The sequence below is a fragment of the Streptomyces sp. R41 genome (assembly GCF_041053055.1).
Lineage (GTDB): Bacteria > Actinomycetota > Actinomycetes > Streptomycetales > Streptomycetaceae > Streptomyces.
Window position 1 is genome coordinate 1 of sequence record NZ_CP163443.1, and the last position, 23296, is coordinate 23296.

General features: G+C 67.5%; 21 protein-coding genes and 6 pseudogenes. 17 read left to right on the top strand and 10 right to left on the bottom strand.

The features are described from left to right. Positions 1-233: 233 nt before the first annotated feature. Positions 234-596: pseudogene (locus AB5J53_RS00005) on the top strand (transposase); the annotation flags it as partial. Between the two features lie 520 nt (positions 597-1116). On the opposite strand, the gene AB5J53_RS00010 reads toward AB5J53_RS00005, so the two are convergent. Then, positions 1117-1950: a YhjD/YihY/BrkB family envelope integrity protein gene (locus AB5J53_RS00010; protein WP_369243586.1), complete on the bottom strand. Its 834-nt coding sequence runs from the start codon at positions 1948-1950 to the stop codon at positions 1117-1119. A 960-nt stretch (positions 1951-2910) separates the two neighbouring features. On the opposite strand from AB5J53_RS00010, the gene AB5J53_RS00015 reads away from it, so the two are divergent. The 3 genes from AB5J53_RS00015 to AB5J53_RS00025 all read left to right on the top strand — a co-directional run bounded on the left by AB5J53_RS00015 (position 2911) and on the right by AB5J53_RS00025 (position 4377). Then, a complete protein-coding gene (locus AB5J53_RS00015) occupies positions 2911-3066 on the top strand; it encodes a DUF6131 family protein (RefSeq protein WP_369243587.1) in 156 nt (51 codons plus the stop codon). A gap of 200 nt (positions 3067-3266) precedes the next feature. Then, positions 3267-3818: a hypothetical protein gene (locus AB5J53_RS00020; RefSeq protein WP_369243588.1), complete on the top strand. Its 552-nt coding sequence runs from the start codon at positions 3267-3269 to the stop codon at positions 3816-3818. 79 nt (positions 3819-3897) lie between these two features. Continuing rightward, on the top strand, positions 3898-4377 hold the full coding sequence (locus AB5J53_RS00025) for a hypothetical protein (RefSeq protein ID WP_369243589.1): 480 nt from the start codon (positions 3898-3900) through the stop codon (positions 4375-4377). Here the strand turns inward: AB5J53_RS00025 and AB5J53_RS00030 are convergent. Both AB5J53_RS00030 and AB5J53_RS00035 read right to left on the bottom strand, forming a co-directional pair. Continuing rightward, positions 4367-4732 (bottom strand): transposase, encoded by a 366-nt coding sequence (locus AB5J53_RS00030; protein ID WP_369243590.1) that lies wholly within the window; start codon positions 4730-4732, stop codon positions 4367-4369. The genes AB5J53_RS00025 and AB5J53_RS00030 overlap by 11 nt on opposite strands. Before the next feature lie 347 nt (positions 4733-5079). Further along, positions 5080-5741, bottom strand: a pseudogene (locus tag AB5J53_RS00035) (GAF and ANTAR domain-containing protein). 1277 nt (positions 5742-7018) lie between these two features. Here AB5J53_RS00035 and AB5J53_RS00040 point away from each other — a divergent pair. From AB5J53_RS00040 to AB5J53_RS00050, 3 genes are all read left to right on the top strand, one after another. Beyond that, complete coding sequence (locus AB5J53_RS00040; protein WP_369243591.1) at positions 7019-7363, top strand: MerR family transcriptional regulator; 345 nt, start codon at positions 7019-7021, stop codon at positions 7361-7363. A gap of 477 nt (positions 7364-7840) precedes the next feature. Further along, the gene (locus AB5J53_RS00045; RefSeq protein WP_369243592.1) at positions 7841-8197 is read left to right on the top strand and encodes a PRC-barrel domain-containing protein; all 357 of its coding nucleotides are present in this window, start codon (positions 7841-7843) and stop codon (positions 8195-8197) included. A gap of 27 nt (positions 8198-8224) precedes the next feature. Then, positions 8225-8398 (top strand): hypothetical protein, encoded by a 174-nt coding sequence (locus tag AB5J53_RS00050; RefSeq protein WP_369243593.1) that lies wholly within the window; start codon positions 8225-8227, stop codon positions 8396-8398. A 146-nt stretch (positions 8399-8544) separates the two neighbouring features. Here the strand turns inward: AB5J53_RS00050 and AB5J53_RS00055 are convergent, their stop codons facing one another. Further along, positions 8545-8742, bottom strand: a complete 198-nt coding sequence (locus AB5J53_RS00055) for a hypothetical protein (RefSeq protein WP_369243594.1) — start codon at positions 8740-8742, stop codon at positions 8545-8547. 344 nt (positions 8743-9086) lie between these two features. Between AB5J53_RS00055 and AB5J53_RS00060 the strand changes: the two genes are divergently transcribed. The 3 genes from AB5J53_RS00060 (at position 9087) to AB5J53_RS00070 (ending at position 11446) form a co-directional block, all read left to right on the top strand. Further along, positions 9087-9626, top strand: a complete 540-nt coding sequence (locus AB5J53_RS00060) for a hypothetical protein (protein ID WP_369243595.1) — start codon at positions 9087-9089, stop codon at positions 9624-9626. A 279-nt stretch (positions 9627-9905) separates the two neighbouring features. Further along, complete coding sequence (locus AB5J53_RS00065; RefSeq protein WP_369251961.1) at positions 9906-10196, top strand: hypothetical protein; 291 nt, start codon at positions 9906-9908, stop codon at positions 10194-10196. Between the two features lie 500 nt (positions 10197-10696). After that, the gene (locus AB5J53_RS00070) at positions 10697-11446 is read left to right on the top strand and encodes an SDR family oxidoreductase (RefSeq protein WP_369243596.1); all 750 of its coding nucleotides are present in this window, start codon (positions 10697-10699) and stop codon (positions 11444-11446) included. Between the two features lie 64 nt (positions 11447-11510). On the opposite strand, the pseudogene AB5J53_RS00075 reads toward AB5J53_RS00070, so the two are convergent. Continuing rightward, a pseudogene (locus AB5J53_RS00075) lies at positions 11511-11903 on the bottom strand (transposase); the annotation flags it as partial. A gap of 174 nt (positions 11904-12077) precedes the next feature. Here AB5J53_RS00075 and AB5J53_RS00080 point away from each other — a divergent pair. Both AB5J53_RS00080 and AB5J53_RS00085 read left to right on the top strand, forming a co-directional pair. Continuing rightward, positions 12078-12218, top strand: a complete 141-nt coding sequence (locus tag AB5J53_RS00080; protein ID WP_369243597.1) for a hypothetical protein — start codon at positions 12078-12080, stop codon at positions 12216-12218. Continuing rightward, positions 12187-13365: pseudogene (locus AB5J53_RS00085) on the top strand (recombinase family protein); the annotation flags it as partial. The gene AB5J53_RS00080 and the pseudogene AB5J53_RS00085, both read left to right, overlap by 32 nt. A gap of 860 nt (positions 13366-14225) precedes the next feature. Here the strand turns inward: AB5J53_RS00085 and AB5J53_RS00090 are convergent. The 3 genes and pseudogenes from AB5J53_RS00090 to AB5J53_RS00100 all read right to left on the bottom strand — a co-directional run bounded on the left by AB5J53_RS00090 (position 14226) and on the right by AB5J53_RS00100 (position 16395). Further along, positions 14226-14807 (bottom strand): transposase, encoded by a 582-nt coding sequence (locus tag AB5J53_RS00090; protein WP_369251963.1) that lies wholly within the window; start codon positions 14805-14807, stop codon positions 14226-14228. After that, positions 14692-15456: pseudogene (locus AB5J53_RS00095) on the bottom strand (transposase); the annotation flags it as partial. The gene AB5J53_RS00090 and the pseudogene AB5J53_RS00095, both read right to left, overlap by 116 nt. Before the next feature lie 195 nt (positions 15457-15651). Further along, complete coding sequence (locus AB5J53_RS00100) at positions 15652-16395, bottom strand: hypothetical protein (protein WP_369243598.1); 744 nt, start codon at positions 16393-16395, stop codon at positions 15652-15654. A gap of 306 nt (positions 16396-16701) precedes the next feature. On the opposite strand from AB5J53_RS00100, the gene AB5J53_RS00105 reads away from it, so the two are divergent. From AB5J53_RS00105 to AB5J53_RS00120, 4 genes are all read left to right on the top strand, one after another. Beyond that, on the top strand, positions 16702-17613 hold the full coding sequence (locus AB5J53_RS00105; protein ID WP_369243599.1) for a pentapeptide repeat-containing protein: 912 nt from the start codon (positions 16702-16704) through the stop codon (positions 17611-17613). 140 nt (positions 17614-17753) lie between these two features. Then, entirely contained in the window at positions 17754-18374 is a 621-nt protein-coding gene (locus AB5J53_RS00110) for a helicase associated domain-containing protein (RefSeq protein ID WP_369243600.1), read from the top strand. A gap of 182 nt (positions 18375-18556) precedes the next feature. Beyond that, positions 18557-19027, top strand: coding sequence for a ricin-type beta-trefoil lectin domain protein (locus AB5J53_RS00115; protein WP_369243601.1), 471 nt, complete (start codon positions 18557-18559; stop codon positions 19025-19027). A gap of 381 nt (positions 19028-19408) precedes the next feature. Further along, positions 19409-19672: a hypothetical protein gene (locus tag AB5J53_RS00120; RefSeq protein ID WP_248866513.1), complete on the top strand. Its 264-nt coding sequence runs from the start codon at positions 19409-19411 to the stop codon at positions 19670-19672. Positions 19673-19776: 104 nt separating this feature from the next. On the opposite strand, the gene dnaN is transcribed toward AB5J53_RS00120, so the two are convergent. Next, positions 19777-20916, bottom strand: coding sequence for a DNA polymerase III subunit beta (gene dnaN / locus AB5J53_RS00125; protein ID WP_369243602.1), 1140 nt, complete (start codon positions 20914-20916; stop codon positions 19777-19779). A gap of 111 nt (positions 20917-21027) precedes the next feature. Here dnaN and AB5J53_RS00130 point away from each other — a divergent pair, with 111 nt between their 5' ends. Then, positions 21028-21942, top strand: a complete 915-nt coding sequence (locus tag AB5J53_RS00130) for an IS982 family transposase (RefSeq protein WP_369243603.1) — start codon at positions 21028-21030, stop codon at positions 21940-21942. 130 nt (positions 21943-22072) lie between these two features. Here the strand turns inward: AB5J53_RS00130 and AB5J53_RS00135 are convergent. After that, positions 22073-23249: pseudogene (locus AB5J53_RS00135) on the bottom strand (IS3 family transposase). Positions 23250-23296: the final 47 nt, after the last annotated feature.

Genomic DNA, 23296 nt, shown 5'->3' on the forward strand with positions numbered 1-23296 from the left:
GAGTGCAGATCCGGACCGGGTCCCGCCGGATTTCGCCTGGCGCCCACGAGCCAGTGATGACGCCTGGGCCGCCATCTGCGACGGCGTCAGATCCAACGGCGGCACCGGCCGTGGCCGATCTGTTCGGCATGCACGCGAACACGCTCAGGGAATTCGCCCGACCTGTCGGCGCGGCAGGTAGCCGGATCGATCTGACTATCTGTCAGAATCTGCGCAAAACCTCAAGCGCCCCCATGACCCGTACTCCATGCGGTGAGGGGAGAGCTGGCACAGGCCCTCGGAGGGTAGCCCGAGGGCCTCTTGCATACCTGCGGTTGCCTGGCCGTACCGGAGCCAGACCGCAAGACACCCCAGACCGCTTCGGTCATCGTCAACTCCCAGTCCGTCACAGCGTCCGAGACCGTCAGCAAAGCTACGCGAGGGTGGACGGCGGGAAAATGATCAACGGCCGGAAGCGGCATCTGATCTGCGACCATCGCAGCCTCGTCCTGCTGGTCATGGTCACCCCTGCCGACGCCCAGGACTCGCTCGTGGCACGGGAGTTGCTGTTCCGCCTCACCCTGCTGCACCCGGAGATCGCCATCGTCTGGGCCGACTCCGCCTACAGTAGGTGGCGTCCAGGAAGACGTAGGGAAAAACGGTGTGGTCCAGCGGCCATAGACCTTGAAGGAGACAGTCACCTTCAGTCGGGTCACCCGCTGAACACGGCTGCTACAGCGATCCTGTTGGCCTACGGTGCTATCCGAGCCTGGCTGCCGGGGATGGCGAGACTCCTTTGCAGGTCGCGCGCAGCTACGACCACGAGCCAGCGCGCCGACGGCTTCAGCGGTTCCTGTCCCCCGGCAAGGGGCCGGGGTCTCGAGGGGGTGTGGGTCCTCCGCCGCAAGAGCCTCATGAACACCGCAACCGGCAAGCAGGCTCTCCCGCGACGCAGCCCCCGGCCGGGCAGGAAGCCCTCGACCGCGCTTGCCGCGGCCCGCGCGTTCGCCGCCGGCACCGGCCGCGAACGCCAGCTCCTGGCCGAAGCCCGCCCCACGGTGAACGCGCTCAAACCAGAAGCATTCCGCGTGCCGGTCCGGGGCGTTCGCCAACGGCCGTTTCTTCCAGATCCGGATCTCACTTTCGCGTTTTCAGAGCGTGTGCCACGCGTGGGAGTTCCTCATGCAGCAGACGGCCTACCAGCGCACCGCCGAACACGACCATGCCCACACCGACCAGCCAGGACTGGAGGACCAGCACAGTTCCGATGGGGCCGTAGGTAACCGTATTGGATGCAATCAACGGCGAAAAGACAAGCAGGGAGAAGACCCTGAGACCGATCAGCCCGATCACCGTAGCCACCGCGCCGGGCAGCAGGGCGCCCCAAGCGACCCGCCCACCGAGCAGCATTCGCTGCGACCACCACACAAACAGAATGGCGGTCAGGATTGCCGCCAACGTGACAGCCGATGACTGTCGCCACAACGTAGTGGTGGCGGACATGAAGAGGTACCCAATGAGCACGGCAAGCCACAGCGCATGCCGCCACCGGGCGTACCAGCGCGCCGGGGAGAGCTCCCAAACCTTCTCAAAGCCGGTCTGCACCGCCGCCCCCAACGACAGACCGAAGGCAGCAAGGGTGGCGATGCCGAACGCTGTCGTGGTCCGTGGTGCCTGGCCGGGCCGGGTGAACAGCTGCTCGATGTCCTCTCTGGAGGTCGCTGACACGCCGATCCCGTCCCCCAGCCACTGCGCGAACCCACGCCCGTGTGTCGGATCAGCCGCGGAGACAACGATCAGCAGTGGCACCAGCGTGAGAAGCGCGAGCGCCGCGAAACCCAGCGACCGCGGCCCCAGCTCTAGCCGGCGGTTCCGCCGCCATCCGCGCACGACCGGTGCTTGTCGGATCGCACGGCGCAATCTTGCGGACAGAGACAAATGGTCCGCGGCGTCGGAGGGCTTCATCGGCATGCATTTCCAGTACCACGGATGACGGGCGAGGCCAAAGAATTGACCGAGCACCCCGATTCGGCCTGCGGATCGCCCAGACAGCGGCGGCCCCTGCCATGAACAGAGAGTTCCCCTCGCGCCGGCAGTCCTTCGGGCCACGCAGCCGCCGTAATACACGACCGGCGGGTCGCGGCCTCCCTCATGTGGATGGTCATAGAGTCCGATCGCCGGGGCTGGTGGAACGTCTACGGCGACGTCCCGTTCAACGTCCAAGTCGGCCTCGTGACCGAAGACGCCCGATCCACTCCTACGAGCCTCTGGTAGCCCCCGGAGCCGAGACCGGCGGTCCACCAATACATCGCTATTGATCAGGATAAGTAGCCTGATACGGCTGATCTTCCCTGGCGCCAATCAAGGGCCAGAGGTGCATGCGGGGTCACCCCGCGCGCTCGGCGTCTGCGCGCGGGCGGTCTCGCGTTGGTCGATCAGGTCGTCGCGATCACTGCCGACGGCGGCCGTCTCGCGGCGCGAGGTACGGCCATGGCGAGAGGTGCGGCCGCGGTGAGAGCTGCGGCGCGCACCGGCCACGAATCCGGCCGGCGGGACGGAGTCCCGCACATCCGCACGGAGTGCGGATGTATTCCACGCGAAGCGTGGAATCCGCCGCGTAGCGGCGCCGCCCACGCCGTCCGTACCGTCACCGGGGGAATCCGCTGGAAACTTGCCGGACGCATCGACACCGTCCACCGCCCCAAACCGAGGCCGCCCCGCCACCGACCAGCCAACCACCATCAGCGACCGCCGTCACCACCCCGTCAAGATCACCAACAGAGTCACGGCATTGATCCTAGACCTCCAGTAAACAGTGGGTTGGCGAGACGCGGCGAGTCACCCTTGAGCCGCCGGTCAGCGGTTGCCCCTGAGGCCGAGGGGGATCAAAGTCAGAGAGGGAGAAGAACTCACCCGCGATCGGAGGACACCGTGATCGCCCTCGGAGTAATTCTGCTCATCATCGCGTTCCTGGCCAAGATCTCCATCCTGTGGATCATCGGGATCATCTTGATCGTCATCGGGGCGATCTTGTTCCTCCTTGGCCACGTGGGCCACGCGGTCGGCGGACGACGGCATTACTGGTAGAAGCAGCACACCCGCTGTGCGACGACCGCCGGCGTCGCCCCCTTGAGCCGCCCCTGCGGCGGTCGCAGACGGTGCTCACTTCAGAGGGGGTACGGTCTCGGGCCGCAGCCAGCAGCGGACACCAGTATCTAAATTTCGGATCACTGGTCGGGGGCACCCGCACTCCAGGGGTAGCCAGTCGGCCACAAGCGGAGGACCCAATGTCCGTCATCACAATCATCGTTGCCGTGGTGCTTGTGCTGATCGTGTGCGCGGCGGTGGCGTGGGTGGTTACCACGCGCCGCCGCAAACTACGGGAGCGCTTCGGACCGGAGTACGAGCGGACCGTGGAGGCCAAGGACAGCCGTCGGGCGGCCGAGCATGAGCTGCGCGAGCGCGAGGAACGCCACGATGCACTGGACATCAGGCCGCTGCCGTCAACTGTCCGGGATCGGTACGCCCAGGACTGGACCCGGGTGCAGGAACGTTTCGTCGACCGACCCGACGACGCGGTCCACGAGGCAGACCGGCTCGTGACCACCCTCATGAGCGAGCGCGGGTATCCGACCGAGGGGTACGAGCAGCAACTGAAGGACCTGTCGGTCGAACACGGGCGCACCCTGGAGCACTTCCGGGCCGCCCACGAGGTCAACGATCGCAGCAGCCGCCATCAGGCGACCACGGAGGAGCTGCGGGGCGCGATGGTGCACTACCGCGCGCTGTTCGAGGAACTGCTCCACAACGGCGACCGGCCGCGCGAGAGCCGGGCGTGAGCCCGGCACCAGCGACGTGAGCCGACGAGCTGGACCTGTCGGCGGCCGGCCCGAACGCGTCAGGAACGGAAGTGAAGAGATGCAGAGCCAAGAGACACCCGAGCCGAGCGAGGTCGGCCTGTCCACGGAGGACCTGGCCGGTGCTCGGCAGGACACTGGGGAAGACGAGCGGGGCTTGGCGGATGCGCCGGAGTACCCCGGGGAGTCGACCACCATAGACCGAGAGGATCGGCAGGAAGACGGCGGCCAAGACGCCGAGCCCGCTGGGGCGAATGCGGAACTCGACGAGGAGAACGAACCCCTCCTCGGACCGGAACAGGAGGAGTTCCGCGCCAGGTGGCAGAAGATCCAGAGCGAGTTCGTCGACGATCCACAAGATGCCGTCAACGCGGCCGACCAGCTGGTCGCCGAGGTGATGCAGGCCCTGGCCACGACCTTCTCCGAACACAAGCAAGGTCTAGAAGGCCAGTGGCAACGCGGCGAGGAGGTAGCGACCGAGGATCTGCGCGTCGCGCTCCAGCGTTACCGGTCATTCTTCAACCGCTTGCTCAGCACCTGACCACCAGCGCGGCCACGGCGCTGCCTCGCTGCGCGCGCGCCACCAGGCGCGCACGAAATTCTCGATCGGGACGGCGCCGCGGATCGCCGGTATCAGCAGGGCCTTCCTCCTGCCAGCGGGCGAAGTAGGCGTAGACGCTGTTCCAATAGGTAGTCGTGCGGGAGGTAGCGCCAGGGATCCCCGTGCGGTTCACGTAGAGCACCACGTCCAAAAGGCTCCGCAGATCGTGGTCAGGAGGCCAGCCGATGTCCAGGCCCCGGCCGCGGCGCTCGGACCACCAGGCGGTCAGGACCGGCTCGATCAACTCCCACCGGGCATCGGACAGATCACTGGGGTAACGGCGACGTTCTGGCACGATCAAGGGCTACCCGCCCATGACCGGCCGGGGCCCAGGCACGTGTACCGGCGCCCGAAGCACAGGGCGCACAACACAACGCCTTGGCATGAAACAGGAGCAGCCACACAGAGACACCCGCGCGACTGCCGCTCCTGCACCACACACCTCACCAGACCCAGCACAAGGCCGAAGCCAATATCGGCACAAATAATCTGAATCTCGGTCTAAACGGCCCGCATGCGGAGGTGTGGGGGTGGTCGGGCAGGGGACTTGGTGGGCAGGCCGGGTTCAGCGGCGTCCCATGGGGCTGGCTTGGCCCAGGCTTCTCCGGTTCAGCCCACGAGCCGGGGAAGCCGCAGGTCAGGTCACGAAAGGCTGCCCTCTTCACAGACCCGGCGGGCGACCTCGCGGAGCTTGATGGTGTTTGCTTGTGAGGAGCGGCGCAGCACGTTGAACGCCTCTTCTTCGGTGAGGTGGTGGCTGCTCATGAGGATGCCCATGGCCTCGCCGATGACGTGGCGAGTGGCGACGGCCTGTTCCATCTGGGCGTGGCTGCGAGCGTTGGAGAGGGCGACCGCCGCGTGGGATGCCAGCAGCCACCGGCCAGCTCGCTGGCCTCGGTAAACGCACCGGATTTGCGGGAGTAGAGGTTCAGCGCGCCGAAGTCCTCGTCATCGGTGAACAGCAGGAAGCCCATCATGCTGCCCACGCCGAGCGCCTGGGCCTGCGGGGCGTAGGCGGGCCAGCGCGGCTGCTCGCCGGTGAGGTCGGCGATGCGAAAGACCCGCTCGCCTTGCGAGCTGTTGGCGGCATCAAAGCACGGCCCTTCGCCCAGACGCTGCTGCAGCAGGTCGCTGTCGGTGACCAGCTGGTGGGTGGGGGCGAGCGTCTCCACCTTCGTGTCGTGCAGCACGAGAATGCCGGCCGCGTCGCAGCCTTCGACCAATTCAGTGGCCGATGCGGTGATCCTCTCCAGCGTGGCACCGACCGATTCCTGCGCCAGGAGATCCCGCGCCATCGACGCCATCTGCTGCGCGAACTGACCCCAGTCCACTTCGTCCTCCGCTACTCGTCCTGCCCAGACAAGCCTCATACCCAACTTTTGCCAGGTCCTCCAGGCGGGCGCCGGTGCAGTCCTGGTAGGTCTGGCTGAGGTCGACGATTCCCGGCTCGCCTTGGTGTTCGGCGGGCAGTTGCAGCCATCGCCGTGCGTAGCGAGTGGCTTCGTAGGTGAAGGTTGTGATGTCGTTTGTCGTTCAGTGCGGACGTCACCGTCATGTTGGCGGAGTCGAAGTCGCCCAGTTGTAAAGGCACTTTGGGCCTTGTGGTGGGACGATGGCTGTGCTTCTCCCGCTGGGGGCACCGGTGCGTCTGTCGAAATCCAAGGTGGCTTTGTAGGTCAGTTTTGTCACCTACGAAGCCACTGCCCCCGGTGGGCCAAACGGATACCGGGCATGACGGCTGGCCGTCAGCGTGACGGCGATGAGAGTGATGTTGGTCAGGCGGCGGTGGGCATGCCGGGGAGATTGGCGCTCGCCTAGGCTTCCCTGACCGCCGCCGTGGAGCAGGGCATTGGTGGCGTGTCCGGAGACCACGAAGGCGAGGGCGTCCGCCGTCCCCGGCACCGGGTCCGGGTTGAGACCTCGACGAGGACGCGGGTGGCGTCACGAACGTGAGCGATTCCGGCGGGGCCGCCACCCTCAACAAACCACAGGACCCTGGGACCTTGCGTGCGTCGTCTCCGCGTCGGTCATGCGCTACGACCCCGCCCTGGATCGGTTGTGCCGCCAGGCTCGGCCTGTGCCCGCTGGGCCGGACTCACCCCGGGACATCACTCTTCCAGGTGTATCTGCGGCAGAAATCCACGCATCAACCCCGAAGAAAACCTGCCGCGGTCACAGTAGACATTGGCTCGTCGCAGGGTTACGGTTTCCGTTGTACCCAGGAAGTCGATGAGGGCACGGCAGAGATGAACTGCCGTGCATGCAGGTCAAGCAGGACGCGGCCCGAGGGGCCGCGAGCAGTACCCGCGTTATCCAGCAGTACAACCGAGTAACCGAAGGTAAGGAGCAGACGCCATCAGGATCGCCCGGGCGAGGAAGAAGTCCACCCGGGTAACGCAGGCCCCGGATTGGAAGGTGGTCCCCGGTCACGCATCCGCGATCCCCGCAGCCCCGCCCTCCCAGGCGGAACCTGCGGACAAAGAAGTCCGGCGCAGTTCGCCGGTAGATGGTGTTGAAAGCTCGGGGCCCGGGTGCCGCACGGCACCCGGGCCCCCCGACGCGTCCCCGAAAGAAGAGGTCTATGCCCCCTGCCAGTTCCCGCCCCGCCGACAATCTCGACGATGACGACTACCCCGCCTACACCATGGGCCGGGCCGCCGAGATGCTCGGCACCACCCCCGCCTTCCTCCGCGCCCTCGGCGAACACCGCCTGATCACCCCGCTGCGCTCCGAAGGCGGCCACCGCCGCTACTCCCGCTACCAACTGCGCATCGCCACCCGCGCCCGTGAACTCGTCGACCAGGGCACCCCCATCGAGGCCGCCTGCCGCATCGTCATCCTCGAAGACCAACTCGAAGAAGCCCGACGCATCAACGAACAACTGCGCACTCAGGGCCGCGAGTCGCAGCCGAAGACCTCAGCCTGAATCAGGACGCCGGGCCTGGGTCTGAGGCGAACTCCGACCGCCGGCGGACGAGGCTGCCGTAAGCACTCCTCGATCGCCCCCGCCGCCGGGGTAGTCCGAAGCTGGCGCGGGGCGTCGTTTCTGACGGCTGCGGAGGTCGTTGAAGAAGACGGCGCGCACAGGCACCCCCGGCAGATGCGCGGCATGTGAGGGCCCGAACCCCGCCCGGATTCGGGCCCTCACTCACGTGGCTGCTTGTTGGTGCGTGCTCCGCAGGCCCAGCAGTGTCCGCGGTCGCGAGCGGTGCACGAGTCGGGACACTCGTCAGGATCGGGCTTCCCGATCATCGGGTTTCGGGTGTCTCGGTCGTCTCGGCCCACGGCACCAGTCTGCGCCGACCTGCGACCAGAAGTGTCACCACGCTGGTACGGGCGGGCTGTACGGGGCACGCTGAGAAGTGCCCTCTCCGGGTACACCGCCGTGCGAAGGGAAACCTCGATGATCCAGAGCGCGGACATCCGTGAGTGGCGCACCCACGACGTCATCGACACGGGCGGCCACAAGATCGGCACGCTGGAGTCCGTCTACGTGGACACCAGCACCGACGAGCCCGCTATGGCCACGGTCCAGGTGGGGCTGCCCACCCGCCGTCATCTGGTCTTCGTCCCGCTGGCCGGGGCGATCGTGGGGCCGGGCTACGTCAAGGTCGACTATGACCGGTCGCTGGTGAAGAAGTGCCCGGCGATCGGCACGGACGATGTCCTGCCCGCCGAGGACGAGGCCGCGGTGTTCGCGCACTACGGCCTGCCGTACAAGCCCGGTACAAACGGTGAGCGGCAGCTCGCCCGCCGCTGACCGGCCCATCGAGGAGGTGTCCGCACCATGATGTTCTTCCTGCTCCTCGTCATCGCGGCGATCGTGCTGGGCATCATCGGCGCCGTGGTCAAAGGGCTGCTCTACCTGCTCATCATCGGGATCGTGGTGTTCGTCGCCGCCCTGGTGTACCTGGGCGTGCACCTGCGGCGCTCCGGCCGCCACCGGCGCACGCTGCGCTGAGATGTCATGAGGCTGCCGGGCCGACAGGGGGCCCAACCAGAACCGGCCGGTCCCGGCAGCCCCGGGTGGCCGGGCAGGCTTCCGGGGCTGCCGGCCGGATGGCGTGGGTGCCTGCCCCGGGGGAAGGCAGTTGCACCGACGCCGGTCTAGGGGGCGGGCCACGGGCAGCGGCTTGCCAGCATCGTCCACTCCCGGTCCGCCTGGCCGGGCACGACACGCCCCGCCGCCTGCCAGCGCACTGCCAGCGCGGCGTAGATCGGCTCGTCGGAGCGGAGCTGGGCGGCTTCGCTGGTGCGGCCGGCCGGGTCGAGGGCGGGTACCGGCCGCACGGTCATTGCGGTCATGGTCGTACTAACGCGCCGGTCCCCGCTTGGGTCACCTTGCGGAACTGCGCCGCTGGGCGAGGCCGGCGCGGGCCTGGGCGGGGCTTGTCGCTGATCGCCGTACCGGCGATCAGCGACGTGGCTGGGCGAGGGCCGTCAGCCGGTCGGGTGCCCGGTACCGGAGCGCTCATCGGTCGTGTGGGGCTGTCCGGCCTCGGATGATGCTTGGTGCGACTGCCTGGAGACCTGGTGGGGCGGCTGCTTGACCGTTAGAGTCCGCAGTCGTGATCACTGAGAATGGGCCGTCCCAGCACGCCTCGGTCATACCGTATGGGCGACGTCGGCTGAATGGATGGCTCATCGTCATGCCGTTCATGATCGGTCTTGTCGGCGCACCGACGTGGGCGTTCCTTGCGGAGGGTAACCCCGGTGTCCTCGGCTGGATCTGGGTCTATTTCTCCCTGGTCATGGGGTGCGTGATCGCGGCGGTGGCCTTCTCCCATTGGCGGCGTCGCCATTCGGAGATGGCCTTCGACGCCGTCGGATTCTGGTGGATCACCGCTGCGGGTAACGTCCTGGTGCGCTGGGACTCCCTGGAAGGCATCGGAATCTACCGGTTCGGTCGCGTCGTCACGCTCGAACTCTGCCCGCGGGAAGGGCTGGAACGCGATCATCCGTTGCTGTGGAAGTTCGTGCGGGACACGGAACCGCTGAGAGCAGGCCTGCCGCGTCTGCGGTATCGCATAGATCTGGAAGCGAACCTCAAGCCGTGCGAGGAGGCGTGCCAACGGTGGGCGCCGCACCTCTGGTTCGGAAGGATGGACCAGCGCCCCGGCACCCAGGGCAGCCCCGACTACGCTGGCCACGACGAGCGGCTTCGTGTTCGTGCGACGCCCGCCGACTAACCTCCGCTGTCAGACGTCGACCTGATGCCGCAGCCGTAGCGACAAAAGCGCTGGGGTGAGGTCCGTCGCGCGCCTCACCGAGGACCTCACTTCCGCCGTCGAGGCGCTGCTCTCTGCGGTGTCCTCGCCCTCGCTCAGTTCGCCCTACCTGATCAACGGCGCTGTAGCGGTTCGACAACGACACCGCGAGCCCGTCGCGGTCCACCTGCAACGGCGCCCGTGCCGCGCAGTGGCCTGCGGGTGACGATCAAGCAGGGCGGCAATGTCTATCTGGCCGGAGTGAGCCCCCAGCAGGTCGGAGCGATTCGACGCGCCGACGGTCAGATCCAGATCACGGTAGGAGGGTGGCCCGTCTATCGACACGCGGGTGACACCAGGCCGGGCGATCTCAACGGGGAGGGCAGGCGGAACATGGTTTTGCTGTCGGGCCCACCGGCGAGAAAGCCACACGCTGACGCAGTCGGCACTACGCAGGCCCGCTTTCGCCCAGGTTCTTCTCGCCCGTCGTTCCTCGTCCAGCCGCGAACGCACGTCGCGCGTCAGCCCGACGTGCCGTTACTCTTTGTGTAGCAGAAACGGCATCCTCTCCCCCACGAGGTACCCCAGGTTCGCCGCTGAAGGGGCGCCAGCGTTCCGGCACCGGCTCCAGACAACGCTCCGCCGCACACCGGCAGATTGCGGACCCGGGAAGTACCGCGACAACGCCAGACCGAAGACCTTATGGCGGACGGCGCGTCTCCCTGCCGACCGAGCGCTTCGCCCCGGAACTGCGGCCCCACCGCGCCCTCGACCATGTCCGGCGTCCTCGATGCCGAAGACCTCTCGACGGCTGGGGCTCGAAACGCTGTCGACGAAGGGTTCGACACACATCCCTGCAGGTCAACCGGGCCGCTTGCTCACCCATATTGGACTGAGCGGACCATAACGCGTGCGTCGTCGCCCTGCCCCACCGCAGGGCGACTTGCACAGCAGCGCCGGCGAAAGCGAAGAGGGGACCCGGACGCCGGCCCGGCGACAGATCAGCGGGCGTTCAGTTTGACGATCCGAACAAGGCACCGGGAGAAAGACCCATGGGACAGCTTGACGGCAAGACCGCGCTAGTCACCGGCGGAACCACCGGCATCGGCCTGGCCACCGCCCGGCGCTTCGCGGCGGAGGGCGCTCACGTGTTCATCACGGGCCGCCGCCAGAAAGTCCTCGACGCCGCAGTGGCCGAGATCGGCGCGAACGCCACCGGCATCCGCAGCGACGTCGCCGACCTCGCCGACCTCGACCGGCTCTACGCAGCCGTCACCGCGCAGGGCCGCAGCATCGATGTGCTGTTCGCCAATGCTGGCGGCGGCGAGTTCTCCACTCTGGAGCAGGTCACCGAGCAGCACTTCGACTCGACCTTCGACATCAACGTCAAGGGGACGCTGTTCACCGTGCAAAAGGCGCTCCCGCTGCTCAACGACGGCGCCTCGGTGATCCTCACCGGCTCGACCGCCGCCACCACGGGGGCCGAGGCCTTCGGTGTCTACGCCGCTTCCAAAGCTGCCGTCCGCTCCTTCGCCCGCACCTGGGCCAACGAGCTGAAGGACCGTGCGATCAGGGTGAACACCCTCGTACCCGGCCCCATCGATACGCCGGGAATCACGGGTCTGGCCGCCGACGAGGAGCAGGCCGGCCACATGCGCGGATCTCTGGCGGGCTCGGTGCCGCTGGGCCGAATGGGACGCCCCGATGAGGCCGCCTCCGCAGCCCTCTTCCTGGCCTCCGACCAGAGCAGCTTCATCACCGGCGCCGAACTGTTCGTCGACGGCGGCCTCAACCAGGTCTGAGCCCCGAGGCCGAACCTCGAGCGGCCGGGCTGCGAACAAGCAGCCGGCGTCCCGACGAAACCCTTCAGCTTGATCCTCTGGCTTGGTCTCGTTCGTAGAGGGTGCTGGGTCGTTTCACGGTTTTGCCCACGTCGTGGCGGGTGGCGGGGTGACGGTTCTTGGAGCCGGGCGGGCGTCCGGGGCCGGGGCGGCTGGGTTTGGGCACACGGGCTGGGCAGGCCAAGTGCGGGCGGATGTGTCTGAAGCCGCGCCGGACCCGGGTCGGAGTGAGGACCGTGCCGGGGCGGGTGGTCTTCTCCCAGGGATTGCGCTGGTCGGCGGCGAGCGGGGCGGCGAGACGGAGTTGGGTGTGGGCGGTGATGACGAGCCAGGTCCAGCGGTCCGCTGCCTGCGGGTCGCGAAGGCGCTGTCGGGTCCAGCCGAGGGTCTGTTTGAACAGGCGGAATGTGTGCTCAAGGAGCAAGCCGCAATGCACACATAGACGACTCTGGATCGGGGAATGTGCCGGTCATAGGGGTGGACGGCTTGCTCCAGGCTGCTGCGGTGGTGCAGCAGTTGCGGGAGCGAGGGGCCGATGAGGATGAGGGGGGTGGGTCGCGGTGTCCGAGGACGTCGCCGCTGAGCTCCCCAGATGCCGTGGGAGACGGTTCCCGAGCTGAGCCGTCAGCAGGTGGTGCGGCTGCTGGCCGAGCTGGCGGCTCGCATGGTGATCGCGGCGGGACGGGACGGGGGTGAGTTCCGTGACGGCGACGGCTCCGTGGGAACGGCTTGACGGCAAGATCCAGCCCTGGCATCTGGACCGGCTCGCGGTCGTCTATGTTCGTCAGTCGACCCCGCAACAGGTCCTCGACCACGCGGAGTCGACCCGGCTGCAGTACGGACTCACGCAACGGGCCGTCGATCTGGGCTGGCCGGCTTCCAGGGTCTTGGTGATCGACGAGGACCTGGGGCAGGCGGCGTCCGGCCTGGTGGACCGGCCCGGCTTCCAGCGGCTGGTTTCCGAGGTCGGCCTCGACCACGTCGGCCTGGTCCTGGGCGTGGAGATGTCCCGGCTGGCCCGCAGCGGCCGCGAATGGCACCAGCTGCTGGAACTGTGTGCGCTGGCCGGAGCCCTGCTCGCCGACCCGGACGGCGTCTATGACCCGGCCGAGCACAACGACCGAATGCTGCTCGGTCTCAAGGGCACGATCAGCGAGGCCGAACTCCACCTGATCAAGCAGCGGATGTGGAACGGACGGATCGGCAAGGCCCGCCGCGGCGAGCTGGCCGTGCCGTTACCGGTCGGCTATCTGAGGCTCGCCGACGGCCAGGTCGTCAAGGACCCCGACGAGCAGGTGCAGGCCGTGGTCCGTCTGGTCTTCGACCTGTTCGACGAACTCGGCCTGATCAACGGGGTGTTGAGGTTCCTGGTCGACCACGGCATCCAGATGGGCATCCGGACCCGCGAGGGGCCGGAGAAGGGCCGGCTGGTGTGGCGGCGCCCCAGCCGGATCATGATCCAGAACATGCTCCGGCACCCGGCCTATGCCGGAATCTATGTCTATGGCCGCAGCCGCACCGATCCCCGCCGGCGCATCCCTGGGCGTCCCTGCACCGGCCGTGTCCGTAAACCGCGCGAGGACTGGCTGGTGTACTTGCCCGGGATGCTGCCCGCGTATATCGGCGCCGAGCAGCATGAACGCAACCTGGCCCGGATCGAGACGAACCGGTCCCGGGCGCTGAGTCTGGGCGCCCTGCGCGACGGTCCGGCCCTGCTGGTCGGACTCGTCTACTGCGGCCGGTGCGACACCCGGATGACCGTGCATTACCAGCGTGGCGCGGGCGGCAAGCTGTGGCCGAAGTACGAGTGCAGCCGCGTCAAGGCCGACTACGGCGGCGTCTTGTGTCAGCAGCTCTCCGGAGCCTGCCTCGACCGGTATGTCACCGCTCTGCTGCTGACCGCCCTCGCCCCGGCCGCTCTCGAAGTCTCCCTGGCCGCGGCCGAGCACGCCCAGCAGCGGCGCCACGAGGTGGACCGGATCTGGCGCCAGCGTCTGGAGCGGGCCGACTATGCCGTCGACCGGGCCCGCCGCCAATATCAGCTGGCTGAACCGGAAAACCGCTTGGTCGTCCGCGAGTTGGAGCGCGCCTGGGAAGCCGCGCTGGCCGATCGGCAGCACCTGGGCGAGGACTACGACCGCTTCATCGCTGCCCGGCCGCGAGTCCTCACTGCCTCCGAACGCGAGCAGATCCGGGCCCTGGCCAGCGACCTCCCGGCGGTCTGGCAGGCGCCCACCACGACGGACACGGACCGCAAACAGCTGATGCGGCACCTGATCGAGAAGATCCGCGTGACCGTCATCGACGACAGCGAACGCGTCACCGTCCAGATCACCTGGGCCGGCGGCCACCGCACCGACGGCGAGACCGTCCGCCCCGTCGGCCGCCTGGACCAGCTCAGCTACTTCCCTCAACTCGCCGCCCGCGCACGGGAACTGGCCGCCGCCGGACAGACCGCCCCCGCCATCGCGAAGATCCTCAACGCCGAGGGCTTCCGACCGCCCAAACGCCGCGACCACTTCGGCACTCAAGGCGTCCGCCAGCTCCTGCGCGAACTGGGCTGCATCAGCCCGCAGGAACAGAGCCTGCGCCGAAACGCCTCACCCCTCGGTCCCGACGAGTGGTGGCCCAGCGACCTCGCCCGCGAGATCGGCATGCCCCGCGTCACCCTGTTCGGCTGGATCAAGAACGGCTGGGTCACCGCCCACCAGCAAGATGACCGGCGCCGGTCCTGGGTGATTCACGCCGATCGTGCCGAAGTCGAACGGCTCCGCCGCCTGCACGAACTGCCCCGCGGACACGGAGCACGCCAACCCTGGCTGTACCACCAGCGGATGGCGATAATCCAGAACGAGACAGGAGCCCACGGCGATGACGACGAACCGCAGCTATGACAGCACTGCGGCTTGCTCATCTCCAGGTCGAATCTTCGCAGGTAGCACGACCAGGCGAAGTCGACGTCGGCCGGGGTGGCGCCGGTGGCCGAGGACCACAGCCATACCGGCGGTGCGTCGCGGTCGCCGGGTAGATGGTCGACCTTGAGCCGGATCAACGTGCCCTCGATGATGGGGAGTTCGCCCTCGTGGTCGATCCAGGCGGAGCGTTGCTGGAGTTCCGGGTGGAGCCGGTCCCAGGCGCGGGCTTCGGCCTTGCCGTAGCGGGGTGTGTCGTTCACCGTCATCACCGACGGCTCGGGCCAGGTCCCCGGCTTCGCGAGGCCGAACTCCGTTCCGTGCTTGGGCGGTCGGCCGCCCTTGGGCTGGTAGACGCGGGGCGGCGCCGGCAGCCGCAGGGCACGGTCCGAACGAAGGCGGCCGACCAGTTCGACCGGCAGGTCCCAGCAGCCACGCCAGACGCATCACGTCGTAGCCGGCGTCCATCACGATCAGCATGTCCCGGTCTCCGGGCTGCCACTGGCCGGCCGCGATGAGGCGTTCGGTCACCTGCCGGAGCTGGTCGGCCGTGACGGCCGCAGCGTCGTCGGCAGGTCCGAGGCGGACCGCGTCCAGCACCGCGGTCCACGAGGTGCGGTCCGGAGTCAGCGCAGCGACGAAGGAGTACGGCCAGCCCGGGATGATCTGTGCGGCCGCGCGGGAACGGCCGTGGACGTGGCAGAACAGCCGCTCCGGCGAGCAGGCGGCGTCCGAGCGCAGCCACGGAGAGACGTCCACGGAGAGCACGATCCGCCCGCCAAAGCGCGGCAACGGCAGCGATACCAGCAGGTCACGCGGGGCGTCAGTGTCGAGCCGGCCACGGTTCAAGGCCCCGTACAGCGAGCCGTAGCCGCGCTGGTGCTCGGCAATCAACGACAACTCGACCGGCGTCCGCACCGGGCCGTCCGCGCACAGCAGCGCGTCGGTCAGCTCGAAGAACGCATCCGCCCGCGCGGACAGACACCCGTAGAAGGCCGTCCGAAAGCGTGACAGTTCCGCGAACACATCCCGTTCACCGACCTGCGCCAGCACACTCATCACCACGGCCTTCCTTGTGAACCCCTGTATCTCGTCGCAGAGTTCAGGATCACGAGGAAGGCCACCCTCATACCCAGCGATCACTCCAACGAGTGACCACACGGCAGCTATAGATCAAGGCCGAGGTTAAGGATCAAGCTGATGAGACGTGGCCAAACTACACGCGGCGGCGCGGACGGCCTCGCCCTCAACGGGTTACCCGCTGAGGGCAGCGACAAAGGCGGGAGCGAGCGCGCGAATGCGGTCTGCGGGTACATCGCCGGCGAGTGCCTGGATCGCGAGGTTGGTGCCGGGAGTGGCGGCCGCACCGAAGAGAGTTCGCAGAAGCTGCATGCCTTGGCGGGCAGTGTCGCCTACACGCGGGTCGTTCCGCAGGTTGGCGAAGGTCTGCGCGACTTCGTCGGCGGGGACAGTGGTCATGATGCGGTAGACGTCGCCGGCGTCTTCGTTGTTGAGCCGGTCGGGGCGCTTCTGGGCATCGCGGATGCGTTCGTCGAGCTTGATGGCCTTGGCGACCAGGAGCGCGGTGGGGCCGGCGACGTAGGCGTCGACCTGGCGGGGGTCGCCGGGAGTCAGGCTTCGGATAGTCATGCTTGAACGGTCGGCGACTGCAACTTCGAGGCCAGCGACCTTCTTGGTTGCCCATTCATCGTGCGGTGGCAGCTCGGTGCGGCGTTTTGTGTTGGGGCGTGGTGCAAGCTGGTGAGGCACCAGCAGGTCGACTTCTACGGGGACGGTGAGGGCGCCGACTTGCTGGGGGCGTTCCCATAGACCTGACTGGCGGTCCCTGAGGCGGAAGCCGGCGTCATGCATGGCCTGCTCGATGAGCGGCTGGTCTCCGAGGCGCTGCGGATCGATGCTGATGTCGCCGTCAGCGGTGTAAGCAGCGCTGCGGATGGTCGCGTGCTGGGTGTGGAGGTAGACGGCCTGGGCTCCCACGACAGTCGTGGCGTCGCGGTGGTCCTGCAGTGGCTGTGACGTCGATATGCGGCCCCACGATGTCGGCTTGACCTGGACCCGTTATGTGAAGATCCATGACTGCTTGAAAGTCGCTCCAATGGACAGCGTCAGCAGCTCACGGGCCGTGGTGGGGCCAGTTCAAGCCGTCCCTTCACAGTCGGGCCTCCGTGGTAGGCCGCCGAACGCCGTCGCGGCCACACGAACGCCCGCGCCTTCGATGACAATTCGCCATCGTTCTGCGGCCGTTGCCTGTGTACTCCCGCAGCAGTGCAGCACAGTTGCGGCGTGACCTCATCGTTGAGCCGCCTGTTCCGGCGGTCAGCCATGGATACGAGGCCCACCGCCCCGCCACGTATCTGGCCCCGGGCCGTGGCAGCGTCGGCGGGGCTAGTGCTGCTCGGCTGGCTGATCTGGCTGCTCGGGCCCGGTGCGGGCTGGGTGCTGGAGCACGTCGACGGCGTTACCGACGTCAGTGACAAGGAGCGCGCCCTACTGCTGGACGCTATCCGTGGCCGCGCATTGACGATCACCACAGGGCTGGCTGCACTCGTGGCCGTCTACTTCACCGCCCGCAACGCCGACACCGCCAGACGCACCTACGAGGTCGGCCAACGCACCCTCGCCCTCGCCGAACAAGGCCATGTCACCGACCGCTACACCAAGGCGATCGAGCAGCTCGGCTCCGCCGAACTCGCCGTGCGACTAGGCGGCATCTACGCACTCGAGCGCATCGCCCGCGACTCGGCCCGCGACCACTCCACCGTGCTGGAAGTCCTCACCGCCTTCGTCCGCACATCCCCTCCCCTGGGTACGACGCTTGCTCCGGCGCCCCTACCAGAGCGCCGGGGCCGGCCCCGGCTCCGGGCGGACATCCAGGCAGCCCTGAGCGTTATAGGCCGCCGGAACACAGACCACGACCGCCCTGGCCAACACATCGACCTGGCAGAGGCGAACCTCCTGGGAGCCGACCTGGCAGGTGCGGATCTGCGTGGCGCCGACCTTGCCCAAGCCGAACTCACCGAAGCGGACTTCAAAGGCGCCGACCTGTCGCACGCCAATCTGTGGCGGGCGAACCTCACACGCGCCGACCTCGCCAGGGCGAACCTGGCCCATGCGATCTTCGAGGGCGCCGATCTCACCGATGCGCAGCTCGACGGCGCGAGCCTCCACGGCGCCCGTGGGCTGCCCCCCGGCTGAGAAGGCGCGGGCGTTCGTGTGGCTGCGACGGCGTTCGGCGGCCCACCACGGAGGCCCGACTGTGAAGGGACGGCTTGAACTGGCCCCACCACGGCCCGTGAGCTGCTGACGCTGTCCATTGGAGCGACTTTCAAGCAGTCATGGATCTTCACATAACGGGTCCAGGTCAAGCCGACATCGTGGGGCCGCATATCGACGTCACAGCCAAAACCGGCGTCTCGAGCGCTGGGGAGCTCTCCCACAGCCGCATGGAGGCCTTGGAGGATCTCGATCCCGGGTGGTGCCCGATGAGGTGGGACGTCTCCTGGCAGCGTAACTACCGGTTGGCGCTCGCCCACGTGAAGGCCGGCGGCGCGCTGCCTGGCGGGCCGCGTGAGGTGGTGGTGCAGGGCGAGGACCTCGGCGTGTGGATCGCCGGGCAGAAGGCCGCATGGCCTCAGCTGACGCCTGCACAGGCCTACTTGCTGGAAACGTTGGGCGTCGACCCGGATGACACGGCGGGTGCGCGGCCGGCCCCGCGCTCGCAGGACGACCGGTGGGCCGCCAACCTCGCCGCAGCTCGCCAGTTCCGTGCCCGCGAAGGCCACCTGCGCCCGGCCCGAAAGCACCTTGAAACGATCACTGTGGGAGTGGGTGGAGACGGCGGCCAGGAGGTGGCGGTGAGGCTGGGGGCGTGGTTGGACAACACCAGGCGAAGGGCGGCTAAGTTGAGCCCAGAGCGCCGCGCTGACTTGGATGCGCTTGGGACGCGGTGGTCCTGATGCCGGGTGGGGATGAGCAGCACGATCCATACCTGGAAGAGCTGGCCTGGATCAGCCTGCACCAGCGTGATGCGGTGACCGCGCGCATCACGATCTTCGATGCGCGCGCCCTGACCTGCCGCCCACGGCACGTGCAAGAAGCGGTAAAGTCTGGCGTCCTTCCACGAGACCGAGGAGAGCGCATGCTCAAGAAGACCGCTGCCCTGGGCGCGGCCACGCTGCTGTGCTGGGCGCTGGGAACCGCCCAGGCCAGTGCCACCTCCTCCTACCGCCACCTGCGCAACGTCGGCGATGTGGGCGAGTGCCTCGACTTCCGGGCCGACTACGGCCCCTATACGACCGGCTGCAACGGAGGCGCCTACCAGACCTGGACCATGGCCACGCTCCCCGAGACCGCGACCGCGCTGCGCCAGAACGCGGGCGATCGTCTGTGCCTGGTGGCCCGCAGCGGCCAGCCGACGATGAAGCCCTGCCTGGCAGGCGACCAGGCCGCCCTGTGGACCGTCCACGACTTGGGCCCCAGCAGCACCGGATACGAGATCATCAACAAGGCCACCGGGACCTGTCTGGTCGCCGGGTCCGGGGCGATTCATCACGTCTCCCTCGGGGCCTGCACCGGAGGCGGCTCACGGCAGTGGATCGTGTACTCCTGACCTGCGAGCCGGGCCCCGTCCTCTGCGGAGGGCGGGGCGCTCGGGCAAACCCGACGGAGTACGCCAGGAACTCTGGGCCCTGCTCTGCGTCTATCAGGCACTGCGGACCCTGATCGCGAAGACCGCCGTGATCGCGGGCATCGACCCGGCCCCCTTCCTCCAGGAAGGGGGCCGGTGTCGCATCCGGCGCAGCACGCCCGCGCAGAATGCAGACATGACTGTCCTCACCATCCGGGACGTGCCCGAAGAGCAGGTCCACGTCCTCAGAAGCGGTCCACCAGCACGGATGCAGAAGGCCGCAAGACGGAGACCGTCGAGGTCAAGCCGTCCGTTCCGCCAGCGCACTGATCTGACGGAGACGTCGGAGAAGAAGGGCACCGTATGAGCAGGCTGCTGGAAGCGGTGTGTGCGCTGACCGTGGGCGTCCTCGTTGCGCTCCTTGTATGGGGTGCTAACCCTGGCGCCGTGCGGGTGGCGTGGCGGGAGGGCGAACTGAGCGGTGTGACGGTCGTGTTCGTGGCGGCGTGTGCGCTGTGGCTGGTGCTGTGGCGCAGGCGTACCGGGCGCGGCTGGCTGGCATGGCCGCTTGTGGTGCTGCTGTGCGGTGCGGCTGTTGCGCTGGTCGTGGCGGCCATGGCCGGTTGACCGGGGCAGGCAGGCAAGTGGAGCTTCCCGTTCTTTTGGGCGCGGAGCCCCGCTGGCGTTTTCGGGCTAGACGAGCTATTCCAAGGGGTCGCTCCGGCTGTTCGTCAGCTCAGTTGCCGTACTGATATGAGTAGATGGCGGTGGTCTTCGCGTGCCGCGTCATCCTCGTCCGGTACGCCACTGAGTAGTGCCCGCTGGCCGGGGCCCAGAAGTTCAAAGCGCACTTGGGAGGCGTTGAAGGAGTTGAGGGCTTCCAGCAAGTACGCGGGGTTGAAGGCGACCGCCAGGTCATCGGCGTCGGCCAACGTGGCCGCGAGCTGCTGCGAAGCGATGTCGTCTTCGTACCCCGCTTGCAGGAGGACGGTTCCCTGGGCGGAGAAGTCGAGCCGGATCGGGCTGGTCGGCTCCGCGACGACCGCGACACGGCGGACCGCGTCGGCGAGCGCCTCCCGCCCGGTGACCGCGACTGCCGGGCCGTCCAGTGTGAACAACTTGTCGTAGCGCGGCAGCCGCCCTTCCAGCAACCGCAGTGTCGTACGCATCCCGGTTCCCTCGAAGGCGATCAAGCCACCACCCGAGCCACCCGTGTCGTTCAGCCCGATGCGGATCAGCCCCGACTTCGTCAGCGCACGGGAGATCTCGGTCAGCCTGCGGCCGGGAACCACTACCTCCACCGCATCGGAAACCGCCCCCTCCGGCTTCCACGGCAACACACGCACGGCATACCGGTATCGGTCCGTAGCGGCCAACGTCATGGACTCGCCATCCAGCCGGAGCTGGATCCCCGTGAGCACCGGGAGGTAGTCGTCACGGCCGGCGGCTATCACGACCTGTGCGACCGCCGCCGCGAACTCTGCCGCATCCAACGTTCCGCGAAAGGCGGGAAGCTCGGGAAGGGCCGGATACTCCTGCATGGGCAAGGTCGACAGCCCAAAGCGCGTACCGCCCCCTTCCATCGTGAAGCGCGCTCCTTCCAGCGCGCACGCCACCATCGCATCGGGCAATACCCGGCAGATATCCAGCAGTCTGCGCCCAAGCACGAGCACCCGACCGGCTGTCGGCGTCTCCGCGGGGACCTCGATGGTCGCGGACGCCTCGTAGTCGAAGCCCGAGATACGCAGCCGTCCCTCCGCCGCGTCCAGCATCAAGCCACCCAGCACAGGCACAGGCGAACGTGCGGGCAACGACCTGGCCGCCCAGGCCACGGCCTCGGCGAGAGCGCCTCGCTCGATCCGGAACTCCATCCGTACATCCCCCATCGCGTCGCACCAGTTGGTCCGCGCACGCTATATGTCGCCACTGACAACGCTCGGTCCGTCCCGGCACACCAAGGCGAGGGAGCCCACGATTTGGTGGTGACGCCCGACTTGGACTCCCTCGCGACCGCGCTCTATGCGAAAATCGACGACCTGCTGAAGGAGTCGCCGCATCTCGCGCCATGGCGGCCCACGGTAGGGATCGCGCCGCAGCTGACCGACGCCGAGCTGGTCACGCTCGCGATGATGCAGGCCATGCTCGGCTTCACCTCCGAGGCCAAGTGGCTCCGCCATGCTCGCTGCCACCTGCGGCATCTCTTCCCGTACCTGCCCCAGCAGCCCGGCTACAACAAGCGGCTGCGCAAGGTCGCCGAGCTGCTCCGCCGGGTCACCAGGCTTCTTGCCGCCGACACTTCCGTGTGGAGCGATGACGTGTGGATCGTGGACTCCACACCCGTCGAGTGCGGTCGCTCGCGCGAGACCGTCAAGCGCTCCGACCTGGCCGGATGGGCTGAATACGGCTACTGCGCCAGCCACAGCCGCTTCTTCTGGGGCCTGCGTCTGCACCTGGTATGCACCCTGCAGGGACTGCCCGTCGCCTTCGCACTGACCGGAGCGAAGGCCGACGAGCGCGAGACCCTGCTCGACCTGCTCGCGGCCGAACCCGGCATCGTCGCCGCCCGGCCCGGGCAGACGCTGATCGGCGACAAGAACTACTTCGGCCGCGACTTCGAACATCAACTGGCCGAGCACGCCATCCAACTGCTGCGGCCGGCCCGCAAGGGCGAGCCCGAGCGGCCCGGAGCACCCTTGTTCAAGCCGTTGAGACAGGTCATCGAGTCGATCAACGAGACCTTCAAGGGCCAGCTCGATCTCGAACATCACCGCGGCCGCACACCCCGCGGCGTCATCGCCCGGGTGATGCAGCGGATCCTCGCACTGACCGCCGCGATCTGGCACAACGACCACACGCGACAACCCGTCCGACGCTCACTGATCGCCTTCGATCACTGACCCCTTGGAATCGATCATCTAGTCGTACTCATTGACCCTGCTGCCAGCGCGCTGGTCCCGCTGGCCTGACGGCAGAACCAACACATCTGAGGGGCCTCGCGTTTTCCGGACAGACGTCTGACCGTCTATTTCATGCGGCGATTCGCAACTTCTCGTACTCGGCGTAGACTTCGCGCGGAGGACGGTAACCCACCGCCGAGTGGAGGCTTTTGCGATTGTACCAGAATTCGATGTAGCGAGTGATGTCCTGCCGGGCGGCCTCGCGGGTCAGGTAAGTCACCCTTGATACGCGCTCGTTCTTCAGGGCGCCGAAGAATGATTCGGCCATGGCGTTGTCGAAACAGATCCCGGTGCGGCCGGAAGATCTGCGGAGACCGAACCGGTCGAGCGTCTTCCCGAACTCAGCTGACATGTAGTTGCTTCCGCGGTCGGAGTGAAATATAGCGCCGGCCGAAAGGTGCCTGTTCCGTGCCGCGTTGCGGATCGCCCTGGATATCAGTGGGGTTTGGTAGTGGTCGTCCATTGCATAACCGATGACTTCCTTCGTGCAGCAGTCGATGACCGTCGCGAGGTACAGCCAGCCTTCCCCGGTCGCGACGTAGGTAATGTCGCCGACGATTCGCCGGGCGCGTCAGCGGTGAAGTTGCGACCGACGAGGTCCGGTACCTGGCTGGCCGTGGCCTGGGTGAGGCTGAACCTCTTCGGCCGCGGCTGGCAGGGCTCAAGACCCAGCTCACGCATGAGCCGGCGGACCAGTTCCAGGCCGGCAGTGACGCCCCAGCGGTCCAGCTGAGCCTGGATGCGCCGGTGGCCATAGGTGCCGTCGGACATGTCGAAGGCTTTCCCGATGAGCAGTTTCAGTTCCTCGCGCCACTGGGCCGTTGCGGATTCCGGGCGGGATCGCCAGTCGTAGTAGCCGGATCTGGAGACGCCGAGTCGGCCGCACATGAACTCGACGCTGTAGGCGTACTCCTCGGTGCCGAGCCGCATCTCGTCGATGAACTCGCACTTACTTGCTACCGGGGATCCTTCGCGAAGTACGCTGCGGCTTTTTTCAGGAAAGTAACTTCCATCTCCAGCTCGCGGTTGCGTCGTTCGAGTTCCTTCAGGCGCGCCCGCTCATTTACCGTCAGTTCCGCATCGGGATCCGGTTCCTGCTGTTTCTGATGCTTCTTGACCCAGCCGCGTAGCGTCTCCGGGTTCAGCTCGAGCTCCCGGGCGACTTCGGAGATCGTCTTGCTCGACCTCAGAGCGATCTGGACGGCTTCCTCGCGGAACTCCGGCGAGTACTTGCTGGGTGGCGCCACTTCTTCCTCGTTTCCTGTTCAGGACAACCCTATTGGGTCCCTGTCCG